16 protein-coding genes and 1 other annotated feature are annotated in these 17580 nt (G+C 59.7%); of the genes, 6 read left to right on the top strand and 10 right to left on the bottom strand.

Features of this window, described 5'->3' with window-relative positions:
• Positions 1-216: 216 nt before the first annotated feature.
• Positions 217-2214: an elongation factor G gene (locus LI953_RS06515; RefSeq protein ID WP_227075238.1), complete on the top strand. Its 1998-nt coding sequence runs from the start codon at positions 217-219 to the stop codon at positions 2212-2214.
• A 13-nt stretch (positions 2215-2227) separates the two neighbouring features.
• On the opposite strand, the gene LI953_RS06510 is transcribed toward LI953_RS06515, so the two are convergent.
• Positions 2228-3337, bottom strand: coding sequence for a TDT family transporter (locus LI953_RS06510; RefSeq protein WP_227075237.1), 1110 nt, complete (start codon positions 3335-3337; stop codon positions 2228-2230).
• Positions 3338-3436: 99 nt separating this feature from the next.
• On the opposite strand from LI953_RS06510, the gene LI953_RS06505 reads away from it, so the two are divergent.
• From LI953_RS06505 to LI953_RS06495, 3 genes are all read left to right on the top strand, one after another.
• Positions 3437-4336: a LysR substrate-binding domain-containing protein gene (locus LI953_RS06505; protein WP_227075236.1), complete on the top strand. Its 900-nt coding sequence runs from the start codon at positions 3437-3439 to the stop codon at positions 4334-4336.
• 39 nt (positions 4337-4375) lie between these two features.
• On the top strand, positions 4376-5299 hold the full coding sequence (locus LI953_RS06500; protein WP_227075235.1) for a LysR family transcriptional regulator: 924 nt from the start codon (positions 4376-4378) through the stop codon (positions 5297-5299).
• A 129-nt stretch (positions 5300-5428) separates the two neighbouring features.
• Entirely contained in the window at positions 5429-6643 is a 1215-nt protein-coding gene (locus tag LI953_RS06495) for an FAD-dependent monooxygenase (protein ID WP_227075234.1), read from the top strand.
• 471 nt (positions 6644-7114) lie between these two features.
• Positions 7115-7193: a sequence feature (AL1L pseudoknot), on the top strand.
• Between the two features lie 32 nt (positions 7194-7225).
• Here the strand turns inward: LI953_RS06495 and LI953_RS06490 are convergent.
• Both LI953_RS06490 and LI953_RS06485 read right to left on the bottom strand, forming a co-directional pair.
• A complete protein-coding gene (locus LI953_RS06490; protein WP_227075233.1) occupies positions 7226-8374 on the bottom strand; it encodes an acyl-CoA dehydrogenase family protein in 1149 nt (382 codons plus the stop codon).
• Complete coding sequence (locus LI953_RS06485; RefSeq protein ID WP_227075232.1) at positions 8371-9585, bottom strand: CaiB/BaiF CoA-transferase family protein; 1215 nt, start codon at positions 9583-9585, stop codon at positions 8371-8373. The genes LI953_RS06490 and LI953_RS06485 overlap by 4 nt, the downstream gene beginning before the upstream one ends.
• A gap of 117 nt (positions 9586-9702) precedes the next feature.
• Between LI953_RS06485 and LI953_RS06480 the strand changes: the two genes are divergently transcribed.
• The gene (locus LI953_RS06480) at positions 9703-10602 is read left to right on the top strand and encodes a LysR family transcriptional regulator (protein ID WP_227075231.1); all 900 of its coding nucleotides are present in this window, start codon (positions 9703-9705) and stop codon (positions 10600-10602) included.
• A gap of 429 nt (positions 10603-11031) precedes the next feature.
• On the opposite strand, the gene LI953_RS06475 is transcribed toward LI953_RS06480, so the two are convergent.
• The 6 genes from LI953_RS06475 to LI953_RS06450 all read right to left on the bottom strand — a co-directional run bounded on the left by LI953_RS06475 (position 11032) and on the right by LI953_RS06450 (position 16270).
• On the bottom strand, positions 11032-11808 hold the full coding sequence (locus LI953_RS06475; protein WP_227075230.1) for a creatininase: 777 nt from the start codon (positions 11806-11808) through the stop codon (positions 11032-11034).
• A gap of 31 nt (positions 11809-11839) precedes the next feature.
• Entirely contained in the window at positions 11840-12598 is a 759-nt protein-coding gene (locus LI953_RS06470) for an SDR family NAD(P)-dependent oxidoreductase (RefSeq protein ID WP_227075229.1), read from the bottom strand.
• Positions 12595-14043 carry an APC family permease gene (locus LI953_RS06465; protein ID WP_227075228.1) on the bottom strand — a complete coding sequence of 483 codons (1449 nt, stop codon included), beginning with the start codon at positions 14041-14043 and terminating at the stop codon, positions 12595-12597. Before LI953_RS06465 ends, LI953_RS06470 begins: the two co-directional genes overlap by 4 nt.
• Before the next feature lie 42 nt (positions 14044-14085).
• Positions 14086-14922: an SDR family NAD(P)-dependent oxidoreductase gene (locus LI953_RS06460; RefSeq protein WP_227075227.1), complete on the bottom strand. Its 837-nt coding sequence runs from the start codon at positions 14920-14922 to the stop codon at positions 14086-14088.
• Positions 14909-15883 carry an agmatinase gene (gene speB / locus LI953_RS06455; RefSeq protein ID WP_227075226.1) on the bottom strand — a complete coding sequence of 325 codons (975 nt, stop codon included), beginning with the start codon at positions 15881-15883 and terminating at the stop codon, positions 14909-14911. The genes LI953_RS06460 and speB overlap by 14 nt, the downstream gene beginning before the upstream one ends.
• Positions 15884-16078: 195 nt before the next feature.
• Complete coding sequence (locus tag LI953_RS06450) at positions 16079-16270, bottom strand: hypothetical protein (RefSeq protein WP_227075225.1); 192 nt, start codon at positions 16268-16270, stop codon at positions 16079-16081.
• A gap of 114 nt (positions 16271-16384) precedes the next feature.
• Here LI953_RS06450 and LI953_RS06445 point away from each other — a divergent pair, with 114 nt between their 5' ends.
• On the top strand, positions 16385-17320 hold the full coding sequence (locus LI953_RS06445; protein ID WP_227075224.1) for a LysR family transcriptional regulator: 936 nt from the start codon (positions 16385-16387) through the stop codon (positions 17318-17320).
• On the opposite strand, the gene LI953_RS06440 is transcribed toward LI953_RS06445, so the two are convergent.
• Positions 17276-17580: hypothetical protein (locus LI953_RS06440; protein ID WP_227075223.1), on the bottom strand; the 305-nt coding region annotated here is incomplete at its 5' end. The genes LI953_RS06445 and LI953_RS06440 overlap by 45 nt on opposite strands.

Raw genomic sequence — 17580 nt, 5'->3', positions numbered from 1 at the left:
CCATCGACCAAGATGAGCGTTTTGTAATGTTTACCCGTGTCGCGGAAAAACGCAACGCCGTGCGGGGATCACCCGAACCGGTGCATTTGCACGGGGCCACGCGCGGGCGTAGGCTCGCCTCGGAACAGGGCATCGGCGGCCCGCATGGCGTGCGGCCCACGGGCACCCTTGCCGGACGCCAATCAATAATCCCGGCTCAACCAGGGAGACGCAGCCATGCCCGACAACCAACCGCAAGCCCCCCGCCATGCGCCCCGCGCCGTGGCGCTGCTCGGCCCCTATGCCAGTGGCAAGACCACGCTATGCGAGGCCCTGCTCGCCGCCGCCGGGGCCAAGCCAAAGCGCGAGGGCGAAACTCGCACGCGCGACGCGGGCACCGAAACCGCCATCGCGCAATGCCGCTTCCTGGGCGATGGCTGGACGCTGTTGGACTGTCCCGGCTCGGTGGAATTCCTGCACGACGCCGCCATGGCCCTCGCCCTGGCCGATATCGCGGTGGTGGTGGCCGAGCCCGACCCGGCCCGCGCCCTGGCGCTGCGCCCGGTCTTCGCGCAGGTCGAGGCCTCGGGCCGCCCCTGCATCGTGTTCGTCAACAAGGTGGATACGCTGAGCGTGCCGCCGCAGGACTTGGTCGCGGCCCTGCAGGCGCAGACCCGGCTGCCGCTGGTGCCCCGGCAGATGCCGGTGATCGAGGCGGGCAAGGTGGCGGGCTATGTCGATCTGGTCTCCGAACACGCCTATCGCTACCGCGCGCATCTGCCCTCCGAAGTGGTGCGCCTGCCCGCAACCCTGGAAGCCGCCGAGCACGCCGCTCATGACGCGCTGGTGGACACGCTGGCCGACCGCGACGACGCGCTGCTGGAGCAGGTGATCTCGGGCGCGGCGCCGACGCCGGGCGAGCTGTTCGCGCATCTGCGCCAGGATCTGGCGGCGCGGAACCTGGCCGAGGTGATGTTTGGCGCGGCGGAGCTGGCGCATGGCGTGCTGCGACTGTGGAAGTCGCTGCGCCACGACACGCCGGAGCCAAGCGAGACCGCCGCGCGGCTGGGCATTGGGCCCGAGGGTCCGGCGCTGGCGCAGATCGGGCGCGTCAGCTACGCCGGGCAGGCGGGCAAGCTCTGCCATGCCCGCGTCTGGCGCGGCCCGCTGCGCGACGGCGCCAGCGATGACGGGATACGCATCGGCGGCATCTTCACCTTTCCCGGCGCCGAGGCGGCGAAGCTGGCGCAGGCGCAAACCGGCGATCTGGTGGCGCTCGGCCGGCTGGAGGGCGCGATACCCGGCACCGTGTTCGGCGAGGCCGCGCCCGCCCTGCCCTTTCCCGCGCCGCCACCGCCGGTTTACGCCCTGGCCATCGCCGCCACCGAGCGCAAGGACGATGTGCGCCTCTCCACCGCGCTGCAAAAATTGCTGGAGGAAGACCCGGCGCTCAGCCTGACCCGCGACGCCGAGACCGGGGACACGCTGCTCGCCGGGCAGGGCGAGACGCATCTGGCCCGCGCGCTGGAACGGCTGGCCAAAGGCTGGGGGCTGACGGTGAACACGGCGCGGCCCAAGCTGCGGCTGAAGGAGACCATCCGGCAGCCCGTGCATGAGCATTCGCGGCTGAAACGCCAGACCGGCGGGCATGGGCAATTCGCGGATGTGAAGCTGGAGATCGCGCCCCGCGCCCGCGGCGAGGGCTTCCTGTTCACCGACCGCATCACCGGCGGCGCGGTGCCGCGCCAATACATCCCCGCCGTGGCCGCCGCCGCCGAGGAGGCGATGCAGAAAGGCCCGTATGGCTATCCGGTGGTGGACGTGGCGGTGACGCTCGTGGATGGCGGCTTCCACGCCGTGGACAGCTCCGACATGGCCTTCCGCACCGCCACCCGCACCGGCATCGCCGAGGCGCTGAACAAGGCCGGGCCGGTACTGCTGGAGCCGATCCACCACGTCACCATCACCGCGCCCAACAGCTTCACCGCCAATGTGCAGCGCCTGCTCACGGCGCGGCACGGGCAGATCCTGGGCTATGGCGAAACCCCGGACCAGCCCGGCTGGGACGATACCGAGGCGCTGCTGCCCGAGGCGGAGACGCACCGGCTGATCCTGGATCTGCGCGCGCAAACCGCCGGGCTGGGGCGGTTCGTGCACCGCTTCGACCACTTGGCCGAAGCCCCGCCGCAGCTCGCCGAGCGCATCGCGCGTGAGAGCGCCGGGGCGAAGGGGTGAGCGCGGGGGCCGGCTAGGCTTCACGCGCCTTGGCGCGGGCCGCGAGCAGGCAAGGCGAGACGAATAAATGCCCACTATAGGCGCCCGCCAATGTCCGCCCCGCGACCATCAGCCATAGCAGGGTGAACAGCGCCGTGAGGCCATGCGTGGCGAGGGCGAAGCCGGCGAGGTGCGTCTGCGCCGCGAGCGCACGGGTAGCCAGGATGAACACGCCGAATGGGAAGGTGAAGCCCCACCAGCCCATGTTGAAGGGCAGGCCACGGGGGATATGCGTCAGCGTCATGCCCATCGCCAGCAGCAGCCACCAGGCGCCATAGGCCCAGATGATCAGCCCGCCGATCAGCCCGCCTCCCTGCGCCACCGTGGCGGCGGATTCCAGCCCCGCCGGGGCCAAAGCGGCGGGCGCCGCCTGGCCGAGCAGCAGCAGCGCCAGCGCCCCGGTGCCCAGCGGCCCCACCGCCAGCCAGGAGGTCACGCCCATCTCAGGCGCGGGCAGCTTGTGCAGCACCAGGCGCATGAACAGGATCGCGAGAATGCCGAAGGCCAGCGGCACCGAGAGCGCCCACAGCGCGTACCCCTCGACGACCAGCGCCAAGGCCTGCGCCGCCGGCATATAAGGCGCCAACCCGCCGGCGCTGGCGGCGGCCACCTCGCAGGCCACCACCGGCAGCAGCCAGACCGCCGTCATTGTCTCCAGCGCATGGCGCTGGCGCGTGAACATGGCAAAGGGCACGCCCAGCCCGACCAGCACGGCCAGCGCGGCGTCGATATTCCACAGCGTCAGCGCCAAATTGTAAGCATGCGCGAACACCACGGTGCCGTTGATCAGCGTCGCGAAGCCCATCGGGATGGCGCCCAGGAACATCGGCATCACCGGATGGGCGAAAATGAGCGCCGCCTCACGCGGGAACAGCGCCCAGCGCGCGGCATAAAGCAGCGTGAACAGGGCGAACAGGCCGATATTGGCAACCCAGACTCCCTCGGCCACCAGACGCAGCGCCGGGTAGGGCGCCAGCAGCAGCGCCAGCACCCCGGTGCCCATGGTGACGGTGAACCAGTTGGGGGTGAAATGCCGGACCACGTCCAGCTTGCGGGAATGATGCATGAGCGGTGCGGAGCACATGAGAAATCTGCCTTTCGGTGCCGTGAATTAAATGAGCCCCATTCAAATTAAAAACTAATTATTCTTTTTGATCTAATAAAATTGCGTTATTACTTCCATATGACCTTGGAACAGCTGCGTATTTTTGCCGCGGTAGCCGAGCGTGAGCACATGACCCGCGCCGCCGCCGCCCTCAACCTGACGCAGGCGGCGGTGTCGGCCGCCATCGCGGCGCTGGAGCAGCAGAGCGGCACGCGGCTGTTCGACCGGGTGGGCCGCAACATCGCGCTCACCCCGGCGGGGCGGCTGTTTCTGCCCCAGGCGCGGGCGGTGCTGGCCAGCGCGCAGGCGGCCAAGGCGGTGCTGGATGACATTGCCGGGCTGCGCCGGGGCGTATTGCGGCTGCATGCCAGCCAGACCATCGCCAGCTATTTCCTGCCCGCGATCATGGCCGAATTCCGTTTGCAGCACCCCAATATCGCCTTGGAACTCGCCATCGGCAACACCGCGCAGGTCGAGCGGGCGGTGCGCGAGGGGGCGGCCGAGCTGGGCTTTGTCGAGGGGCCGCTGAGCGCGGCGGACCTCGCGGTGGAGCCGGTGGCGGTGGAGGAGATGGGGATTTTCGTTTCCCGCCTGCACCCCTGGGCCGATGGCCGCGCCCTCACCCCGGCCGACCTCGGGGGCGCAACCTGGGTGTTCCGCGAAAAAGGCTCGGGCACGCGCGAGGCGCTGATCTCGGCGCTGGCGGCGCTGGGGCTCGATGGCGCGGCGCTCAACATCGCGCTCACCCTGCCCTCCAACGAGGCGGTGCGCGAAGCGGTGATCGCCGGGGTGGGCGCGGCCTGTCTGTCGCCACTGGTCTGCGCGCGGGCGGAACATGCCGGGGCGCTGACACGCGCCACGTTCGCGCTGCCGGTGCGGCATTTCTTCGCGGTGCGGCACAAGGAGCGCTATTTCGCCCAGGCGGCGCAGGCCTTCCTCGCCGCGGTGAAGTTGGCGCCGGCGGATCACGGGGCGTAGCATCGGCCCGGCGCGGATGGTGGCATGGCGGGAGCGCGCATGGATCTTCAGGATTTCGACCTCAACCTGCTGCTGGTATTCGACCAGATGTTGAAGACCCGCAAGGTCTCCCGCGCCGCCGAAGCGCTGGGGGTGACACAGCCCGCCATCAGCCGCGCGCTCAAGCGGCTGCGCGCCCTGCTGGGCGACGAACTGTTCCACCGCACCGCCCATGGCATGGAACCCACCGCCTATGCCGAGCATCTGGCCGGGCCGGTGAGCGCCGCGCTGCAAACGCTGCAAAACGCGCTCAGCCAGGAATTGCCCTTCGACCCACGCACCAGCCAGCGGCGCTTCACCATCCGCATGTCCGATATCGGCGAGCTGACCATCCTGCCGCGCCTGCTGCGCCATCTCGGCCAAGTGGCGCCGGGGGTTGCGCTCACCATCGTCCGCGGCAGCCACGACACGCTGAAGACCGAGATGGAGACCGGGCAGGTCGATCTCGCCATCGGGTTGATCGAGGATCTGGAGGCGGGGTTTTTCCGGCGGCGAATCTTCCGGCAGGGCTATGTCTGCGTATTCCGGCCCGACCACCCCTTGGCCGGCCGGGCGCTCACCCTGGAGGATTTCGCGGCGGCCGAGCATGTCGTGGTCACCGCCGCCGGCACCGGCCATGCGCGCATCGACGAGTTGATCGAGGCGCAAGGCATCGCCCGCAAGATCAAGCTACGCGTGCCGCAATATGCCAGCCTGGAGCCGCTGCTGCGAGCCTCCGACCTGATTGCCACCGTGCCCGAGGCGCTGGTGCAGCCGGGGCTGTACCCGCTGGCGCTGGGCGCCGCGCGGCATCCGGTGGCGCTGCCGATCCTGCCCATCGAGATGTTCTGGCACGCGCGCAGCCACCGCGACCCGGCCAATGCGTGGCTGCGCCAGACCATCGCGGTGGAATGCGCCCTGCCCGCCATTCAGCCGGGTGGCTGAGCGCGGCAAGGATTATGCGTTTTGGTTATAATGCTCTTTACCCCAGGTGCATTGAGCGCAAGGCGGCATCGGTCTTAACTCCCTCCCGCCCGGCGCCAACGCCCGGCCAAGCAAAGCAAGGGAGTGTGCATGAGCACCAATCATTTCAGAATCGCCATTGTCGGCGCCGGGATCGGCGGCCTCACTTTGGCGCTGGCGCTGCGCGAATACGGCATCGAGGCCGATCTGTATGAGCAGACGGCCGAGCTGCGCGAGATCGGCGCGGCGGTCGCGCTCTCGGCCAATGGCACGCGCTTCTACGACCGCATCGGCCTGCGCGCGGCCTTCGGCAAAGTCTGCTTCCCGATTTCGACGCTGATCTTCCGCGACGGGCGCGATGGCCGGGTGATCGGGCGGCATCACGGCGAGCCCTCGTATGAAGGCCAGTTCGGCGCCTGTTACTGGGGTGTGCATCGGGCGCATCTGCAAGCAATTCTGTCCGGCGCCGTCGGGCCGGAGCGCATCCATCTGAAAAAACGCCTCGCCGATATCAAGGATGACGCGGGCGAGGCGGTGCTGTTCTTCGAGGATGGCGACAGCGCGCGGGCGGATCTGGTGATCGGCGCGGATGGCGCTCGCTCGCTCGTGCGGCGCTGGATGCTGGGCTATGACGACGCGCTCTATTCCGGCTGCTCCGGCTTTCGCGGCATCGTGCCGCCGGAGAAACTGAGCCTTCTGCCAGAGCGCGACGCCATCCAGTTCTGGATGGGGCCGGGCGGGCATCTGCTGCATTACCCGATCGGCGATGGTGACCATAATTTCCTGCTGGTCGAGCGTAATCCCTCGCCCTGGCCGGTGCGGGATTGGGTGACAAACGCCGAGCCCGGCGAGCAGCTGCGGCGCTTCGCCAACTGGCACCCGGCGGTGGTGGAGATGATCAGCGCCGTGCCAACCAGCCAGCGCTGGGCGCTGTTCCACCGCCCGCCGCTGGGGCGCTGGACGCGCGGGCGCGTGACCCTGATCGGCGATGCCGCGCATGCGCTGGTGCCGCATCACGGCCAGGGCGCCAATCAATCCATCGAGGACGCGGTGGTGCTGGCCGCCAGCCTCGGCCAGCACGGCACCGGGCGCGTCGCCGAGGCGCTGGAGCAGTATGAGCGCCTGCGCCGCGGGCGCACCCGCAAGGTGCAGTTCGCCTCGATCTCCGCCGCCGATGTGCTGCACCTGCCCGACGGCCCCGCCGCCAAGGCGCGCAACACCCGGCTGGCGCAGCGCGGCGAGGTGCTGCACCATCTCGGCTGGATCCATGAGTTCGACCCGGCCACGCAGGAGCCGAGCGAGCGCCAGGGCGGCACCTGGCTGTAATGCGGGACCAAATGGCGGCTGGCGGCGTTTTTCCTCCAGCCCCCAAGCGGCTCAGTCGGCCACTGGCCGACCGAGTTTGGCAGCTTACACCACGCCGGAGGGGCGACCGCACCAAAACCGGGTACCCTGCCAGGCACCACCAAGCCGCCGCAATTCACTCCCATGCGCCTCAAGCCGCGTCGCAAGTGTTGGCCTGGGTGTATGCCAAACAAATCGAAACTATTTTTTATTGATGTTTTCTGCGGGCTTCAGGAAGGTCTGTGGCGGTACTGTCAGTCCAATGCGAATTGGTCTCCGTTTGGCGTGATGGGCCGGGGCGGCGGCTTCGAGGAACGGGACATATCCCGATCTACCCCGCGCCGCCGGCAACGGCCAGTTTTTGCGCCGTCCGCTAGGGCCAGTTTGCTTTGACAGCGCCTCCTTGGCTGAACCTACTCGAAGTCAAGCCAACGAGATACTGCGCAGGGCCCGTGCGTATTTTGCTCAGGCGGAGCTCGACCGCCGGTTCAAGCCATGATTGCGTTCATTGACGATCATCGCGGTGTCCAGCGTAAAATTTTATGGCCTAGTGCGATCGACAATTCATTGATTGATCAAATGCCGAGCAATGATTGTCCGTTGCACCTCCGAAGAGCCTTCATAGATGCGCATTATCCGTAGATCACGCATATGCCGCTCCAACGGGAGATCTCGGACGAAGCCGTAACCTCCGTGTATTTGCAGGGCGACATCGGCAATACGCCCTGCCGCTTCGGCGGCGAAGAGTTTCGCCATGGAGGCCTCTTGAGAAAAACGCATGCCCTGGGCGCGTTTGGCGGCGGCATCTTCGGTTAGCAGCCGCGCGGCGCGCAGCTGCGTAGCCATATCGGCCAGCATCCATTGTATACCTTGGTAACCAGCCAATGGTTGCCCCCCGATCATGCGCTGTTTTACCCAGCCCAACGCTGCATCCAACGCAACCTGGGCAATGCCAAGGCACATGCTGGCTACTTCTACCCGGCCATTATCCAGAACTTTCATCGCGGTACGGAAACCTGAGCCTTCGGGGCCGACGAGGTTCTCCGCCGCAATGTCACATTCGAAAGACAACTCGAACACATGGCCACCGCGCAGCCCCATCGTCTTTTCTGGCTGACTAGCCGTAAAACCAAGTGTGCCTTTTTCCACCAAAAAAGCGCTGATCCCCTTATGGCCGGCCGCTGGATCGGTGACGGCAAAAACAATGATGAAATCCGCCAGGCCCCCATTGGAGATGAAATGCTTCACGCCGGATAGATGATAACCAGATGTGGTTTTCAGGGCTGTGCAGCGCATATCGGCAGGATTCGAGCCGGCGCGCGGCTCCGTAAGCGCAAAGGCGCCAAGCATGTCCCCCGTCGCAGCTTTGGGCAGGATGCGCGCTCGCATCCTGTCATCACCGCCGATCAGCACCGCATCCGTCGCCAAAAAATGCGCGGTGAGGGCGGAGGCTGTTGAGGCGCAGCCGGCCGCAATTGCTTCAACGCAGACGGAAAGGGCAAGAGCGGAAAGTCCGGGTCCGCCCCATTGTTCAGGTAGATTCATACCAAGCGCCCCAATCTCCGCGAGACTCCGCAACTGGTCACTCGGAAAGCTGGCGTTTTCATCCACAGACGCGGCCAGGGGCGCCAAGGTTTTTTCGGCCAAGCGGCGCACGGTTTCTATGGCGGCCAAATCCGTATCGCTGAGGCCGGACGGTAAGGAAGCGCTCATGAAAACTCCTTTTTAGAAATCACGTTGGTTTGCGCAAGGGCGTCAATGTCTGAATCGCTTAACGCCAGCCATTCTCTTAAAATCTGAACATTATGCTCGCCCAGAGCCGGGGCCGGGCGCTGTGCGCCTCGCGTGAGCCCCGAAAAATGCACGGGCTGTTCCATGGTGCGGATGGCGCCAAGTTTAGGGTGTATGGTTTCCGGAAGCAGCCCTCGGTCGGCTACTTGCGGGCCAGCAAACACGTCTGCGGCCTCGGAGATGGCGGAGGTCGGCACACCTTCTTGCGTCAGCCGCACGACCGCCTCGTCGATGGTCAAGCCCGCAAGCCAGCTTTCAATGAGGGCGCGCAGTTCCGGCTCATGCATTGTGCGCAGCTCATCTGTGGCAAAGCGGGGATCGGCGGCGAGTTCGGGGAGGCCCATGCAAGTGGCCAGGCGGGTGAATTGCGGCGCATTGAGTACGCAGATGACGAGATGCCCATCTGACGCGCGGTAGGTGCCGAATGGCGTGGAGAGCGGATGCCGATTGCCGACACGACTGGGCGGGGCAGCGCCGAACATCCATTGCGCGGCCGCGGTGGGCAACAGGGCGATTAGACTGTCTATCATCGCCACATCCAGTCTGCGCCCCTGGCCAGTACGGTTGCGCTCCACCAAGGCTGCGAGGATGGCCCAGGAGGCGAACAGCCCGGCGGCGAGATCGCCGATGGATTCGCCGATCTTTGTCGGCGGTCGGTCTGGCTCGCCGGTGATGGCCATGAAGCCGGACATGGCCTGGGCCACGAGATCGAAGGCGGGGAGCCCCGCCTGCGGGCCGCTTTGGCCGAAGCCGGAGATGCTGGCATAGATTAGCTTTGGGTTCGTCGCCATCAGTGCTTCTGCGCCAAGCCCCAGCCGCTCCGCCACGCCAGGACGGAAATTTTCCACCACCACATCAGCTTGCAAGGCTAGGCGTCTGGCGATCTCCCGGGCTGCAGGTTGTTTCATATCCAGCGCCAGCCCCTGCTTGTTGCGGTTGACGAGCTGGAAGAGCGCGCTTTCGCCGTCTCGGAACGGGCCGACATGCCGGTATTCATCGCCCTGCGGCGCTTCGACCTTAACGATCGCAGCTCCCAGATCAGCGAGCAGAGCGGTGCAATAGGGGCCTGAGAGGACCCGAGTGAAATCGAGGATCTTAATGCCGGTTAAGGGGCCGTGCGGTGCGAACTGCATATTTGCCTCCGGAAGGGAATTCCCATTGCATAAAGGCAGACCAGTCTATAGAAAAATACTAAGATTAAATTCTAACTATAGGGTGAAACTATAAGCATTACCACACGCCATATTCGGGTGTTTCTGGCCGTCGCCGAATATGGCAGCACGGCGGCAGCAGCGCGGGCGCTAAATCTGTCCCAACCTTCCGTCTCAGTGGCTTTGAAGGAACTTGAGGGGAGTTTCGGCCAGAAATTGTTCCAACGGCTCTCCGCAAAGGGCATGGCGCCCACCGTCTTTGGACTGCGCAAGCTGGATCAGGCCCGGCAGATCGCGGCGCGGCTTGCATCCTTTCAGCAGGGCGAAACGACGGATGAAGATCCGTCGGGATCAGTCGCGTTTGGCTATTTCTCAACACTTGGGCCGCAATATGTGCCTGCGGCCCTGCGACTGATGGCAAAGCGCCATCCACGTATAGAAGTTTCGTTACAAGAAGCGGATCTGGCGGAACTGAACAAGCTGACTGAAAGCGGGAGAGTCGAGTTGGCTTTGTCCTACGCGGTAGAGGCGCCGCCGCGTGCGGCGCTTGATGTGATCGGAGAGCTGACGCCTTACGCATTGTTGCCGACGGATCATCCGCTGGCACGGGAGGAAGCCATATCTGTCGCGGCGCTCGCTCAACAGAAATTCGTGCTGATCGACCTGCCGCTGAGCCGCGACTTTCTACTTTCGGTGTTTCGGGCAGAAGGGGTTGAGCCGCAGGTCGCGTACAGGACGACGTCACTCGAAATGGCTTTTGGCATGGTTGCCAACGGGCTGGGCGTTTCTGTTCTGGTCACGCGGCAAGCCGGGGGCTTGGCTTATGATGGCCGGGGCGTCGTGCGGCGCAAGCTACAAGACACCCGGATTCGCCAAAGATTGATCCTCCAGCGGCCCGCCTGGGCAGTTCCAACGATGCCCGTACTTGCGCTTGCACGCTGCATCAAGGAGATCGCCCAATCCGGTGGGGAAGTATCCATTACGAGCATCGATGGATAGCTGCCTCGATCCGGGTGACCGAGAGGTTTTTGTTTGGCATTGCTTGGCCTCACCGTAAAACTGCGGCACAACTGGTGACGTGCTCCCCTCTTTGTATCCAGTCAGGCGTAAAGTCTTGCCCTTCATGCTTCATAGTTGAGATGGTTTCAATGTGCCCTGGGGCAAGCCCCAGGGCACAAAAAGGCAAAAGCCCGTGCTGTTGGGGGCACAGGCTTGCTTTGTTCCGGCAATACGAAATCGCTGGTTGTGGGGGTCAGAGACCAACTTGATTTGCTGCTTTCTGGTTAAGCGCGGCCATCCGTCATGTAATCATTTGCATCATGGCCACGACAAAACCAAGCAGCATAATAAAATTTGATATCAGCTATCCGGGATCATTCCAGGAAAAATTTTGCCCATTATATATTTCAAATCGTTTGATTGTTGAGTTCAACCAACAGGAAAAATCCCCCGCAACGTAGCAACAATCCGCTCGACATGTTCATCAAACAACAAGCGGCCATTTTCTACACTGGCACCTTGCGCTACAGCCAACACACCCGAGGCCGGCACAAAATTCTCAGGAACCGGGGAAATATCATAAGGCGGAAAACAAGCCGGACCGTCCGAAGGGATTTTCTCCATCATCACGAGCTCAGGCTTAAGCAAAAGCATCAGCGACGTTTCCATCAAACTAGCATGTTCAAGCTCAATACCAGGGCAGCCATTAGGAAACACGAGATCAAGTGTCTCCTTCGTAATAAAATCCCAATAGGCAAGACGGACGATCTTGACATCTACGATACTGTCACGTCGCAATTCACGCAGGGCGAGATCTACACCTTCGGTGGCTGGTGCGTAATTTTCAAAATGCCCGTTTACCAACACCAGACGCCTCACCCCAGATAGAACAAGCTGGCGCACAACATCGCGAACCACTAGTGAGAATGTATGTGCATCCAGGCTCGTGGTTCCAGGAAAACTCTCGCCACCACCCGTTTTTGGTTGCGAACGGCATCCATAAGGTATCGCCGGCGCGACAATACCATTTACCTCATGGGCAACTCGCTCACACACGCCGGTTGGCAGCACCACATCCACACTAAGCGGCAAATGAGGACCGTGTTGCTCAGTGGCACCTAAAGGCAAAAAAACAATGACATTCTCACTTATTTTTTGCTTGAATTCCTGCCAACTTAGGTCCGACATGAAAACGCTATCGACCATCATCCGCCTCCTAATTGATACAAATTTCGCATTACCAGGGCACTTCGCCGCGATCGACGCAAAACGATTGTCCGGTCACATTGCTGGCAAGGTTTGATGCCAGAAAAATATAGGCACCCGTAATATCATCCGGCTCCATCAATCCAGGCAAGGCCTGAGCATTGAGGATATTTTGAAGAAGAATTTCTTCTTGCAAACCCGACCTTTCCGCCAAGCGCGCAAGAGAACGAAGCGAATTTTCTGTTCGTACCCAACCAGGGCAGACCGCGTTGGCGGTAATTCCCCGCGGTCCCAACTCCTTCGCCCACGCCTTGGTCATGCCAATGATCGCATGCTTGGATGCGACATAGGCGCTGAACAGAGGCTCTCCGATGCGGCCCCAGATAGAAGACGTACTGATAATCCGTCCCCCTGAAGACATCCTCGACAATGCCGCTCTGGTGACCATAAAGGTTCCCGTGACATTCACATCGATAATTCGTCGGAATGTCGCCTCATTATCTGCACTGAGATCCGCGAGGGGCGTTAATCTTTCAAACCCCGCATTATTCACCAATATGTCTATATGCGGAATAGAAGCCATGAAAGATTGGATGTCCGCCTCCACCGCGATATCGGCATTGTGCCCTGTTGCGCCCAGCCCGCGCGCGACCTCGCCAATTGAATCATCGTTAGCGACGATATGCAGGTCCGCTCCAGCATCGCGAAATGCACGGGCAAGACCAAGTCCAATACCCATACTGCCACCGGTGATAACGGTCACCCGTCCGCTGAGATCAACTGAAATCATTCTACATCTCCCGGTACGGCGTTGCTGGATAGAGCCTCGTGGCTAACACTAGCTCCCGGCTTACGCTTCATGAATGCCAATACGGTACCAATCGCGACAACGGCTACGCCGATATACCACGCATCGTACATGTCGCCTGGATCACCTGGAGACATTCCCGCGCTATAGCCAACATACAAGATCACGAGTATCGAAAACACCGGGAGAATAGACAGCATAGAAGCCACACCCGCGCTATGCTTCATCCAGAACAACCTGACGGCAGCAGCCAGCATTGCCGCATAACTCAAAACCAGCGTGATCGTTACTGCATCATAGTAAAAAATGATTTTCGCAAGCGGCTTGAGCCAGACCAACACGATGCCAAATGCAACGACGCTCGCGATAGATATGAACGGAACTTTGAATTGGTTGGTTTTACCGAACATTCCCGGCAGATGCCCCTCGGCGCTCATCCTGTACATCGTTCGGGCACCCGAATTTATGGAAATCTGCATGCCTGCGCAGGAAGACGTAATGACAACAAATATAGCAATCCAGGCAAGAGAATGTGGCAGATAAACATTTGCAATCGCCGCGATAGGTCCGCCGTTGCCGTCTTCAACAATCTGGGCAAGCTTATCAACCGGCACAGCATATTGCCAGCCAACAGCTGCCAGACTATAGATAACGAAGGCCAAAGATAGAACCAACAACAATGACCTTTGGACAGTGCGGATGGGAACTTTCGCCTCTTCGATATAATTGATTGCCGAATCAAAATTCGCGAGCATCCATAACCCAAACAGCAAGCCACCGCCCAGAGCACCCCACCCACCAGCCGCTTTCACCGAGTAAAGATCACCAAATGACAGGTTATGAACTTGTGGATCAAAAATTCCGCAAAGCCCCAAGCCAGAAACCACAAGTATCTCGAAAACCAAGAAAATTCCCGCGACCTTTGCCGTCAATTCAATACCGCGCAAACTTACGGCGAAGAATATCAGCATCAAAACGGTACCGATGACACGCGCCTGAATATCGCCACCCAGGGCGGGAAATAGCGCCTGGATATATTCCGCGCCGATGACCGCAGTCATAGGCGCGACCGTCGCCGCCATCACGGTATAGGTCCAACCCAAAACTGTTCCCATACCAGGATGAAGAAAACGTTCGACATAAGTGAATACGCCGGCCGCTGATGGCGCCTCACGAACTAGTCGGACGAGGCAAAACGCCAAAATGAGCATCGGGAAAAAATACGCAACGAGGAGCGCAAGTGGCGCCGCGTGCCCTACCAACGAGTAAAGGACGGACATTGACGACGCGGCAACCCAGGCTGGCGCATTAAACCCCAGCGCCGCAAGGGTTACACCATAGGTGTTCAACCGCCCTTTATTCAACGTTGTCGCGACTTCAGTTACCTCACCATGCCGATCATAGCCGATTAGCTTTAAGAAACTCATTGTTCCCTCCGAAGAATATTTGTTTTAATTTTTAATTCTTCTTCAACCGTTCATCACGCCGCCGCCATTTACCCCAACAACCTGACCGGTCATGAATGTTGCTGCGTTGGAGGCAAGAAACAGCACAACCGCGGCAATTTCCGAAGGAAGACCAAGCCTATTCAATGGATAGAGTTTTGCTTCATTCTCTATATATTCATCGCCAAGCCGGCCGACCAAAGGCGTCAGAATGCCACCAGGTGCCACAGCATTTACCAAAATTCCTTGACCACCAAGTTCCCGCGCGAGACTCTTTGTCAAGGCGATAATGCCTCCTTTCGCGGCACTATAATGCGCGAGATTTTGGCAACCAATTTGACCAAGGTCGGAAGCAATGTTGATGATACGGCCAAAGCCTTGGCGACGCATCAACCCAACGGCTCCGCGAGCAAAATAGAACGAGCCATAGAGATGCACCTTGATCATCTGGTCCCATTGTGCATCCGTCATTTCGCTCAGAGGAACTTCCGCAAGATATCCGGCATTGTTTACCAGGACATCCAACGTCTCAATATCGGCAAAAATCTTAGCGGCTGTTTGCGGATCGGAAACATCACCCAACTTGAGAGTGCAAGTGCCGCCCCGCGCTTCAATGGTGCTTTTCAAGACCGCCAACTTATTCTGGGTTGGCAAATCATTCGCGATTATCTGAGCTCCCTCACGAGCTAAGGCTTCGCAAATTGCAAAACCTATCCCGCTCCCGGCACCTGTTACCAGGACCGTTTTTCCACAAAAACGGCCACCTTCTTGCGTCTGCTCAGCCTGCAAGGCAGCCAAATGCTGCTCGCCCGTTAACCAACCTAGAGTAGCGGCCAATTTATTTTCCTCAGTCATCGCCATATCCCTCATTGGCTTCATGCCGACTGGCGAGCAAGCAGAGAATCTCAAACATAAGCGTAGCCCCAACAAGTGCTGTCATGCCTGACGTGTCGAAAGACGGCGATATTTCGACAACATCCGCCCCGATAATATCCATCCCCTGCAGGCGCCGTAGCATCAACTGCGCTTCACGCGTAGTTAAACCGCCGATCTCCGGTGTTCCCGTACCAGGTGCCATTGATGGGTCAATTGCATCAATATCGAAGGACAGGTAAACCGGTCCTGCGCCAGCGACCGCTATCGCTTCGTCCATGATTGCATCTATCCCTTTCGCCAGCACATCTTCGATGTAACGGATCGTCACCCCCTGGTCGCGGGCCCATTGATGTTCGTTAGCGTCATAAGACGAGCCGCGAATGCCGATTTGAATGACTCTTTCGGGATCCAGAAGACCTTCCTCAATCGCCCTCCTAAAGGGCGTACCGTGGGTGTAGCGACTTCCGCCGAAGTATGTATCGTTGGTATCTGAATGCGCATCGAAATGAATTAGACCGACGGGCGCTTCTGCTGCCAGAGCACGCAAAATGGGCAGCGTGATCAAATGATCCCCTCCCACAGCAAGAGGCACTGCGCCAGCTGCCTTGATACCTTTAAAAAAATCTTCGATGAGTTGCAGCGAATTCTCGATCGAAAACGGATTTGTCGGCGCGTCACCAATGTCCGCGACAGCAATCAAATCGTAGGGTGAGATTCCCGTGGCATGATGAGTACGCCGGATCAGGGTTGATTGGTTGCGAACTTCGCGCGGCCCCTGGCGCGCACCAGCCCGATTGGTTGTCCCACCATCAAAGGGAACGCCCGTAAGCGCCACGTCGAGCCCGATGGGAGAAGACCGCAGGGGAAGCCGCATGAACGTCGCCGGACCGACGAAACGGGGCGTCACGGCGGCATCAATGGGCTGCGGTCTATCAACATAATTCATGGTTTATGCGACCTTTCAATTCGTTAACGTCGTATTGAAATCTTGACAACGTCCACCCCACGCCATCTAGCAACCCAGAGTGGTTCGCCGTCAAAATGTGTAGGCTCTGGCTGGTTCCTCTCCCTAAAAGAGGTAGAATTTTTTGCGACTTTATCTCTGAGGACTGACGGTATTTGGTCGGTCGGCTTCCAAGAATTATAAACTTACAAAATTTAGTTTTAATTTTTCGAAAGTAATGCGGGTGTTTACCACGCGGATTACCCCGGCGACAACCGGATCAAACCGCATAACCACCCCGCTTCTATTAATTTTTTCGTTTATTGATTTGATAATATTTGTTTTTTTGTTTTGTCTTGGGCGGCCACGGCCAAAGAGTACACCGCCCAAATCAATCGCCTCCCCGGCAGGATCTCGCACAGAGGCAATTTTGCCCGTTGATAATTTTCGGCTATTTAGAAGGTTGCCTAGTTAAGAATATCGTGGGTTAGGACCTCCCGGCTTATGCTCCAACTATCTGGAATTGACATCAGACTCATTCGGTTGTTCGTCACAGTGGTCGAGTGTCACGGTTTTTCCGCCGCGCAAGTGGAGCTAAACCTCAGCGCTCCGACGATCAGCACGCATATGCGCTCTCTTGAAACGCGATTGGGCGTGAGATTATGCGAGCGTGGCCGCTCTGGTTTTTCTCTCACGCCACATGGTGAAAGCATCTACATTGCCGCAAAGCGGTTGCTGGGTGCACTAAACGATTTTTCGGTAGAGGCCGGCGTTGCACGACGTCAGCTCGTGGGTGAGCTTCGACTTGGCATGGTCGACGCCCTACTAACCAACAGAAACTTACACCTCGCGAATGCCATCTCGATCTTTCTAAAAATGTCTCCTGATTTACGAATTCATATCTCTACGTCTTCACCAAATGAAATTGAAAAACAAGTGATCGATGGCTATCTGCATGCCGGGCTTGGCTCCTTCCACAGGCAATTAAGCTTGCTCGCATACCATCCTGTCATACTCGAAAGTCAGGGGCTGTTTTGTGGTGTACACCATCCATTATTTACACGTGAGCCCCACAAAATATCTCTAAAAGATATTGAAAATTGTAATTACGTTGATCGAAGCTATATGACCGACACTCGCACGGAGCGCCCGTTCTTACCTTTGAAAACATATAGTAGTGTAGGAACAATGGAGGCAATCGCCACGCTGATTTTGTCCGGACACTTTATCGGACATTTGCCGGTCCACTATGCGCAATACTGGACCGACCGACTGGAAATGACAGAGATCAGACCAGATATATTTAGGTTTGATTCACAATTCCATATAGTATCCCGCGCGGGGAGAAGCCGCTCACTTCTACTAGATGCTTTTATTCAGGCATTACAAATCACATCAAAAAATCACACTGCTGCAGAAAACATGCCTATTAAACAATAAGTTATCTACAATTTCATACCACTCTTTCTCTGAGTTAGCAGGGGTCATGCCGCGAATGTTGATGATGACGACTGGCTGCGCGTTGACGCTGCGCTCCTTGCCGCGGCCGACCTTGTCCACGGCGTGCTCATATTGTCGTAAATGCCGCGCCGCAACACACCGCCAAGTGCCCGGAAGGCGTGGGTGTTGATTTCCAGTGAGAAGTGACCCGGGAATTCCACTGAGATTTGGCTCTGACTCACATTTGCTGTTGTTTAGGT

This window comes from Acidocella sp. KAb 2-4 (assembly GCF_020567705.1).
Taxonomy (GTDB): Bacteria; Pseudomonadota; Alphaproteobacteria; order Acetobacterales; family Acetobacteraceae; genus Acidocella.
The sequence above is the reverse complement of the archived record's forward strand: the minus strand, read 5'-3'. Positions and strand labels throughout refer to the sequence as shown.